The sequence below is a fragment of the Hyella patelloides LEGE 07179 genome (genome assembly GCF_900659865.1).
GTDB classification, from domain to species: domain Bacteria; phylum Cyanobacteriota; class Cyanobacteriia; order Cyanobacteriales; family Xenococcaceae; genus Hyella; species Hyella patelloides.
The window spans coordinates 20,313-29,386 of the sequence record NZ_LR213828.1 but is presented as its reverse complement, the minus strand read 5'-3'; the positions used below and the strand labels follow the sequence as shown (position 1 = coordinate 29,386).

General features: G+C 36.0%; 7 protein-coding genes and 1 pseudogene. 4 read left to right on the top strand and 4 right to left on the bottom strand.

The genetic code is table 11. The features are described 5' to 3' along the window. The coding region (locus H1P_RS12060; protein WP_222427030.1) for a DUF4347 domain-containing protein at positions 1 to 770 on the bottom strand (770 nt) is incomplete at its 3' end. Positions 771 to 1,286: 516 nt separating this feature from the next. On the opposite strand from H1P_RS12060, the gene H1P_RS12055 reads away from it, so the two are divergent. Further along, entirely contained in the window at positions 1,287 to 3,428 is a 2,142-nt protein-coding gene (locus tag H1P_RS12055) for a GDSL-type esterase/lipase family protein (RefSeq protein ID WP_144867370.1), read from the top strand. A gap of 11 nt (positions 3,429 to 3,439) precedes the next feature. On the opposite strand, the pseudogene H1P_RS38225 reads toward H1P_RS12055, so the two are convergent. Further along, positions 3,440 to 3,523: pseudogene (locus tag H1P_RS38225) on the bottom strand (cyanase); the annotation flags it as partial. Between the two features lie 10 nt (positions 3,524 to 3,533). Next, the gene (pdxA, locus tag H1P_RS12045) at positions 3,534 to 4,604 is read right to left on the bottom strand and encodes a 4-hydroxythreonine-4-phosphate dehydrogenase PdxA (protein ID WP_144867368.1); all 1,071 of its coding nucleotides are present in this window, start codon (positions 4,602 to 4,604) and stop codon (positions 3,534 to 3,536) included. Between the two features lie 375 nt (positions 4,605 to 4,979). On the opposite strand from pdxA, the gene petM reads away from it, so the two are divergent. Then, positions 4,980 to 5,093 (top strand): cytochrome b6-f complex subunit PetM, encoded by a 114-nt coding sequence (petM, locus tag H1P_RS12040; protein ID WP_144867366.1) that lies wholly within the window; start codon positions 4,980 to 4,982, stop codon positions 5,091 to 5,093. 127 nt (positions 5,094 to 5,220) lie between these two features. On the opposite strand, the gene dnaN is transcribed toward petM, so the two are convergent. Then, positions 5,221 to 6,408 carry a DNA polymerase III subunit beta gene (gene dnaN, locus H1P_RS12035; protein ID WP_144867364.1) on the bottom strand — a complete coding sequence of 396 codons (1,188 nt, stop codon included), beginning with the start codon at positions 6,406 to 6,408 and terminating at the stop codon, positions 5,221 to 5,223. 481 nt (positions 6,409 to 6,889) lie between these two features. On the opposite strand from dnaN, the gene nadA reads away from it, so the two are divergent. Further along, complete coding sequence (gene nadA, locus H1P_RS12030; RefSeq protein WP_144867362.1) at positions 6,890 to 7,846, top strand: quinolinate synthase NadA; 957 nt, start codon at positions 6,890 to 6,892, stop codon at positions 7,844 to 7,846. Between the two features lie 101 nt (positions 7,847 to 7,947). Beyond that, a complete protein-coding gene (locus tag H1P_RS12025; protein WP_144867360.1) occupies positions 7,948 to 8,805 on the top strand; it encodes a branched-chain amino acid ABC transporter permease in 858 nt (285 codons plus the stop codon). The last annotated feature ends 269 nt before the right edge of the window (positions 8,806 to 9,074 follow it).

The following is a 9,074-nucleotide window of genomic DNA, read 5'->3' as shown; positions in this document are numbered from 1 at the left end:
GGTTCTGGTTCTGGTTCTGGTTCTGGTTCTGGTTCGGGTTCGGGTTCGGGTTCGGGTTCAGGCTCAGGCTCGGGTTCGGGTTCGGGCTCGGGCTCAGGCTCTGGTTCTGATTGGAGTTCTGATTCCAAAAGGCTATTGAAAATCAAATTATCATCGCTTGGATCAAAAGTACCTGAATAAGCACCTATTATTTCTGAAAGAAAAATTGATTGGTTGGTAACTTGTCCGATATGGTAATCCAAAAGCCAAGTTCCTCCTTGATCGCTGTTACCTACTTTATTGGTTGCAGCAGCAATATTAGCTTGAGTGAGATGATGTAATCTCTGAAGAAATAGTTTGCCAGTATCATTTTGAGCTACTTGACAACCATAAATAAAAAAAGAACTACCTCGAAGATCAGATGACCAAGATTGGATAGTTTCTTTGTATTGCTCTACTGTTTCTAAGTTCAGCTTGGTAGAACCGAGTTCTAAATTACCTGGTGTACCGTGAGATATGAGGTGAAGACTATCAACATTGGAGTACTTTTTAATTAAAGAGTCTATTTGTTGAATACTATCTTGTTCTGGATTGAGAAGAATTACGGTAGCTTTATTTTTAATTCCTCGTAAAAGTGAGGATAAATCGTCAACTCTAGGATCGATAATTACTAAAGTATATCGCTCTTGAAGGGTTTTAAATAAGCTTCTTTCTTTGGGTACGGAGTACTTTGTATTTGATAATAAGTTAGACTCAGTAATTGAATTGAAAGAAAAAGTTTGACTGCTCAAACTTGAGCTAAATTGGCTAATATAATTATTCATTCTTAAGACACAAATACTAATTTTGAACTAAAGAAATAATTAACCAAAAAATAGTAGTTTAAACTTAATATTTTTTGATTACAGTAACTATATACATAACAAATTATTTTTATAAATGACAAGTTAATCTAAAAAAAACTCAAGCAAATATTTTAAAAAATTCTAATATAGCAAATATAATTTAGTTGCTGCAAATAGGTTTTTTATTAGCTAAGTTAGAAAAATAAAAACTATCTTCTGTTTAAAGTACTTTAATTATTATAATAATATAATATTATCTTGATTGCCAGTTTAAAAATTTTTAATTAGTAAGATTATAAAAAATTATGTTTCAAAAAAGCAAAAAAATATTATTTAAAAAATAAATAGTTATCTTGAGGTAAAAAACTTACAAAACCGATTTAATTAATTTTGATATTATTTATGTAACAATACTTTGTATTAAATCTATTAATCAATAGTAATCTTTGATTTTTATCAATAATGTATTCTCATATTAAAAATTCCCAACAACTTTATTCAAGTGTTATCGAAACTGGAGACTATGTTCCTAATTTCTCTATTATTAATAGAGAACGCACTTTAGATATACAAGTAAAAGCTGGACAATTTAATTTGCTAATTTTTTTTCATCATAGTATTAATAGAAATGAAATTTTGTCTAATTTAAAGCATAAGTGCAATTATCAAAATTTCTTTATTACCGATGAGGATATTGGTTTAAAGGATAAAAAGCTATTTGTTGACAAGAATGTTTATAATCTTTTTGTAGATGAACCATCAGTTAAATACAAAATATTTTTATGCGATCTCAATCTCAAAGTAATTCAACAAGAAAGTGGCGATCGACTTGATAAATTAATTAATAAGCTGCCTAAAATAGACGAAATAAATAATAACTCAATTAATCCTCCTATTTTAATTGTTCCTAATACTGTATCAATATTTTTAGCCGAAGAACTAATTAATTATCTAGAAAATCACGTCAGAAACGCTTACCAAGATAATAGAAATAATAAATCCAGAAACCATATAATACCTTCAAAAAAACTCATTCATACTCTAGATAATAAGCTTTCAAAATCATTATTGCCTGAAATAAGTAAAGTATTTTATTCTGATATTACTCATCGTGAGACTTATAAGATCGCCAGTTATGATGGGGAAAAAAGCGGACGTTTTTTTAAACATCGCGATACAATTGCTCCTTTTCTTCACAGAAGATATGCGTTAAGTCTTTTATTAAATGATGACTATGAAGGTGGTGGTTTATGCTTCCCTGAATATAGCAATCAAATAATTACTGCACCTAAATACTCAGCAATTATTTTTCCTGGCTCGTTGTATCATGAAGTCAAAAATATACATTCAGGTAAAAGATATGCTCTGATTTCTTTTTTATTTACTGATGAAGAAGCTTACTTAAAAGAGGGTAGTGAAAATTATAGATTCACTGTAAAGAGAAATCTCTATGGAATTAAAACAACTCAAATTAGACCTGAAAAATATCCAAAACTTCCCGATAATCCAGTACCTAAAAGCGATCTCGCCCAAGGCGAGGTGCTGCGCGATCGTTTATTTACTAGCTCTCAATCAGGGGAAGCAGACAAAGATATAGCCAATAGACAAGCAAAGTCAAGAGACTCAAAATCTACTTTAAGCCCAGAAAAAATTGATGGTAATAATAGCCAGGAAACAATAACCAAGAATAAAACCAATCCTATTGACCAAATATCTAATCATCCTAATATAGTAGACTTTTTATCACTTACAGAACAGGCATTAGCTCAATCTCTTTTAGATAAAGCAGAACAATACCTTAATAGTTTTGATAACTCAATCAAAAAGAATACCCATAATGAAATATCAGATTCACTTTTAAATAAAAGACACGTATTAGCTGAAAAACTAATTATTGCTCGCCAAAACAAAAAAAACTTTCTAATTTTAATTGCTGGCGATTCTTTAAGCCAACCAGTTCCGTGGAATTTAAAGAAATTTGACCCAGAACTTAATCCTTTTATGGCGACAAAATACTTTGATACCTATCCGCAAATACTTGAAGATATAATAAGCGATCGCCTTTTTTCAAAAAAGGTTAGAGTTAATAATAGCTTGGCACAAAGAGGATTTGGCATAACAAGTCTAACCGCTAGACTTCCAGAAATATTTTCTTACTACGATCCTGATATTATTATCATCCAGGTAGGAGTTGTCGATTGCTGGCTACGGGGTAATAATTTAGAACGACAGAATGTACCTTTGCCCCAATATCGCCAAAAACTATCTAAAATACTTCGATACAAAGATAAAGCTTGTCCGAATAAGCCTTTAATTTTAATGGGTATTTCTCCGACAAACCCCAAGCTTTATCAAAGAAACACTGGGATGAATCAAATCATTGAAGATTACAATAATTCCATACAGCAAATAGCCCAAGAAACAGGTAATACTTTTTTTGATACCAGTGCCTTAATGGATGCTGATAACCCTCATAAGTTAATACATCAAGATGGCATTAATTTTAGTACTTCTGGTCATAGGATGGTTGCTCAAGCTTTAGGCGATTTAATCATTCAAATAATTGCAAAAACTGAATATTTCATCGACGATTATCGAGTCTAAATGATTGCAAGTTACCATTTCTTATAGGGTAAAAACTTACCGCAAATCACTATCTGCACGCGATCTCCTTTAGGAGCTTCTACTTTTTCTACTTCTTAAGTCCTGTTATTGACTATTACTATTCACAAAGCTTTTAGAGAATTTCATCCGAGATTTAATAATATCCACTGCTAATTCAATTGCAGCTTTCATACTATTAGCTTCAGCAACACCTTTTCCTGCAATATCAAAAGCCGTACCATGATCGGGAGAGGTACGCACAAAAGGTAAACCAATGGTCGTGTTAACAGCACAATCAAATGCCATTAGTTTTACAGGTATTAATCCCTGGTCATGATACAAAGCTAAATAAGCATCTGCTACTGAAGGTGTTTTACCACTATTACCAAACCAAGCTTGACCAGGTTTAACCCACATTGTATCGGGGGGAATTAAACCAATTAACTTCGTATTAGGGCGTTTTGCTTGTTCTTTTTTTAGCCAAGAGTTTAACCAAGTTACCTCTTCTGTACCTAAGTTTCCTGCTTCCCCACTATGAGGATTTAAACCTGCGATCGCAATTGTAGCATCATCAATCCCAAAATCAGTACTTAAAGAGTCTAACAATAAATCTAATTTACGCGACATCAATTCGGGATTTAAAGCTTGAGGGACTTGGGATAAGGGAATGTGGGTAGTAGCGAGTAAAGCCCTTAATATCCAACCATTGTGGGGAGATTTAGCAGCAAACAACATCCCAAAGCGATCTACTTCTGCTTTTTCGGCTAATACTTCGGTTTGTCCAGGGTAATTATACCCTGCTTGTTGCCAGAGGTTTTTGGCAATGGGGGCGGTGACAATACCTTGAAATTTACCCTGTTGTGTGAGATCGATCGCGGTAGTTAAAAAATTAAAACTAGCAGCACCAGTAGAGAAATTACCTTCTCCTAAAGCAACTTGAACCTCCCCAGGACAATCGATAATAGATAAATTATCTGGGTTAGCAAGTTCTTTTAAAGAGATATCTGTTTGAGTTAATAAATGTTGATAGGTAGCCTTGAGTAGCCAGCGATCGCCTATAATGCTAATATGACAATCTGTGGTTACTGTAGGATCGGCTAGAGCTTTGAGAATGACTTCTGAGCCAATCCCTGCGGGGTCGCCCATTGTGATAGCTAAATGAGGTAATTGGGACATTAATAATTTAAAATAACTAAGATGGCTGGGATTTAAGATTCTATTTCAGTATTAATTAACTTCATTGATTTTATAGGCAAATTCAGACAATTAACGACAAAAATAGATTGGTACAAAGCTATATGTTGGTACAATGATCTCAATGAAAGCTATTGTGTACGTAACCTCTGTAATTCAAGTCCATACCTCTCCAATAGTCAACGTCATTATAAAAGTAGTTGATGATTCCAAATTGTTAAAAACTTTGGACAGTCAATATCGAGGCACGTAGTTTGTCCGTTCAGATATATGATGATAAATGCTTAAGACATATTTGTCTATAAAAGCAGCAACTATCCAATATCAGTATTAAATAAGTAATTAGGAGAAACCGTAATGTCCGCAGAAAGTATGCTATTTAATGGCGCAATCCTCTCTGCTGTTCTGATTTTAGTAGGACTAGCTTGGGGCTTTTTAATCTTGAAAATTCAAGGCGGAGAACCAGAATAATGGTTAGTTGTTAGTTGTTAGAGACGCGATATATGAGGGGCTGTCTTTTGAGGTCTCCTCAAAAGCTTGTACGCCCCGTCGCGTCTGTAAAATGGTTAGTTGTTAGTTGTTAACCACCAATGACCAACTAATTTCTAATCTGTACGGGCATTACTAAATAAGTAACCTGTAAACCACTCAAAGGGGTAAAAATCACTGGCTGATTCCATTCATTAAGCTGCATCTTAATCTCCGCCGAAGAAATCGCTTTAATGCCATCCATTAAGTACTTAATATTAAAAGCAATATCAATATCTTCTCCTGTAATTTCTGCTGGTAGAGATTGCTTAGCACTTCCCACATCAGGAGTATCTACCGAGAGAGTTAATTCTTCATCGGTACTATTTAAACTAAATTTTACGATATTATTTTTTTGTGCTAAAACAGAGACTAATTCTAGACTACTAATTAATCTTTTGCGATCGCAAGTTATCTGACGAGAAAAGGTAGCAGGTATCAAACGCTCGTAAGGGGGATAGGCACCAGTAAGCCTCAAAGTATTTAAAACTCGCTCTCCTGCTTCAAAAACTATCTGGCTATTGTCGTAGCGCATCTTAAATGTAGATTGCCCTTCACTAACCATTTTTTCTAACTCTCTTAAAGCTCTAGCAGGGATTGTTACAGCTAAATCGGTTAGATTCTCAGCGATGTCTGATTGAGTATCTTCTTCTACCTCAGAGTCATTGAAAAAAGCTCTCACTACAGATAAACGATGGCTATCTGTCGCAGCAAATTCTAAAAAGGCATCATCAGCACTAGCATCTTGAGAACTGGAAAGATGTACCCCTGTTAATACTTGTTTCGCTAATTCTGTGCTGGCTGCAAATAAACAACCTTTTAATCCTTCTAGTAAAATATTGATAGGTAACTCCACAACATTATCGCTAGCTACAGTGGGTAATTCAGGAAACTCAGAGCCATCCATCCCATTGATTTGTAACTTACTCGAAGCTGCACTTAACGTAGCAACTAAGTTAGTATCTTCTTCCCTACCATCCCCACAATCGAGGGTAATTTCCATTTCTGGTAAGCGAGAGACAATATCATTAAATAACTTCGCAGGTAATGCTACTGTCCCTCCATCAACCACTTCCCCCTGAAAACTAGCGCGAATCCCTAAGCTACCATCAAAAGCCGTCATGGTTATTTTTTGGCTGGTTTCATCCGCTACCAACAAAATATTACCCAATACTAAGGGTTCGGGACGCGCTGGTACAGCACGACTCACAAAAGCCAAATTGTTTTTTAAATCACTTTGACTACAAATAATTTTCATTTCTGTTTAAGCAAGTTATTTTGTACTAATTTTACCAGCAAATATTGACCAACGGTCACCGCAGCGATGTGCGGGGATGGGGGGACTTTTCTGGTTTGATGTTTTGCTGACCACAGTTGATTGCGGGCTGTTGAAGTCCCCCCTATCCACCCCCGCGTCGGCGTAAGACCCTAAAGGACTTCCTTCGGTCGCGCAAGGGAACGCGCATCAAGACAGGCTTCGGAGGGGCTGTCTCTTGAATCGCATTCAAGAGTTTATAAGCCCCGTTCTTTTTAAGGCGGAGTAACGGTGATCAATTAAAAATGATGGTCGTAATTGAAATGTTTATTGTAAAACCTGAGTCAGACAAAAACGAGAATAATAAATCTGGACGGTAATTACTACGAGCATTCTAAAAGTAAAATGGGATACCATAATTGTGAGATAAGTAAAGATAATCTTCAATCAAAATTCTTCTTTTAGGTAAAAACTACCCCATCTTATGTTTGCTACTGCTAATCCTCCAAAAAACCCAATACCCCAAGATTTGTTTGCAGCAATTAACGAATTAAAAAAAGAGTTAAACGCAGTTATTCTAGCTCACTACTATCAAGAGCCAGATATTCAAGATATTGCTGACTATATTGGGGATTCTCTGGGTTTATCACAGCAAGCAGCTAATACAGATGCAGAGGTAATTGTGTTTGCAGGGGTACATTTTATGGCGGAAACAGCCAAGATTTTGAACCCTGATAAGTTGGTTTTATTGCCCGATTTAAATGCAGGTTGCTCCTTAGCCGATAGCTGTCCCCCACAAGAGTTTCAGGCTTTTAAAGATGCTCACCCAGATCATTTAGTGATTTCTTACATTAACTGTACCGCAGAGATTAAAGCCAAAAGTGACATCATTTGCACCAGTTCTAACGCGGTTAAACTTGTCGAGCAAATCCCCCCAGAAAAACCAATTATTTTCGCTCCAGATCGTAATTTAGGACGTTACGTAGCAGAACAAACTGGTAGAGATTTAGTATTGTGGCAAGGTAGCTGTATTGTTCATGAAACCTTTTCAGAAAAGAAAATGATCGAGCTACAGGTAGAACATCCTACCGCAGAAATTATTGCTCATCCTGAATGTGAACCTGCGGTACTGCGTCACGCTAAATATATTGGCTCTACTACAGCCTTGCTTAAATACTGTCAGAATAGCAATCGCGATAAGTTTATCGTCGCAACCGAACCAGGAATCATCCATCAAATGAAAAAAGCTGCACCAAACAAGCAGTTTATCCCCGCACCAGCAATGAATAATTGTGCTTGTAATGAATGTCCCCATATGCGCTTAAACACTTTAGAAAAGCTGTATTTGGCGATGAAAAATAAAACTCCAGAAATTACGTTACCTGAAGACATTCGAGTTGCTGCATTAAAACCAATTCAGAAGATGTTAGAGATGTCTTAGACAATAGATAATGGACATTGATTCTTAAATTAAAGATCGTTAGCTTTTTGAATACTGAAACCTTCCTGTAGAATATAGCCATTCTCGTAGAAAGTAATAGGATGGATCCCCAGTTAATTATTAATGGTCTGGCTGTAGGTAGTGTATTGGCTCTAGCAGCTATTGGTTTGACTCTTACTTATGGTATTTTGCGTCTCTCTAATTTTGCTCATGGAGATTATATGACTCTGGGAGCTTATCTTACTTGGTTAGCTAATACTCAAGGGCTGAATATCTGGTTATCAATGTTGTTGGGTTCAGTGGGTACGATTATCGGAATGCTGATCGCTGAGTTATTACTCTGGAAGCCTATGCGCGATCGCCGAGCTAGTTCCACTACCCTAATTATTATTTCTATTGGGTTGGCTCTATTTATGCGTAATCTCATTCTGTTAATTTGGGGAAGTAGCAATCAATCCTATGATTTACCAGTAGTTCAAGCGATGCAGTTTGGCGATCTCAGAATTGCTTATTATCGGATCGTTGTCATTGGCTTGACTATTTTAGCGATCGCTGGTGTTTATTTTCTCTTGCAGAATAGCAAGATCGGTAAGGCAATGCGAGCGGTGGCAGATAATATTGATTTAGCCAGGGTATCGGGTATCAATGTCGAGCGAGTTGTACTCTGGACTTGGATTATTACAGGAGTTTTAACCGCTTTTGCTGGCGGAATGTATGGCTTAATTACCGCAGTACGTCCTAATATGGGATGGTTTCTGATTTTACCCATGTTTGCATCGGTTATTTTAGGGGGTATTGGTAATCCTTATGGTGCAATTGCAGGAGCGTTTGTAATTGGCTTGGCTCAAGAGTTAAGTGTTCCGATCTTGGGTTCACAGTATAAGCTGGGCGTAGCTTTACTAATGATGGTGTTAATTTTATTTATTCGTCCCCAAGGTTTATTTAAGGGAACATCTTGATGAAGGATGAAGGAGTCAGTAGTCAGTAGTCAGTGGTGCTTTGTCAATTAATTAGCGATCGATCAAACTATTGAATTTTTCCCTTGTCTCTCTTGTCTTCCCAGTCTTCTTGATCCTCAATGATGAGTATTTTTGTTCCAAACAACCTCAGTCTCTATATTTTAAAGTTTGAGTAAAAATGAGTTCAGAAGGTGCAATTCATGAAGCTTATGGAGGAAGTATTGCTGATTGCTTGCGTCAAATAGGGAAGTGGGGCGTAATTATCGAAC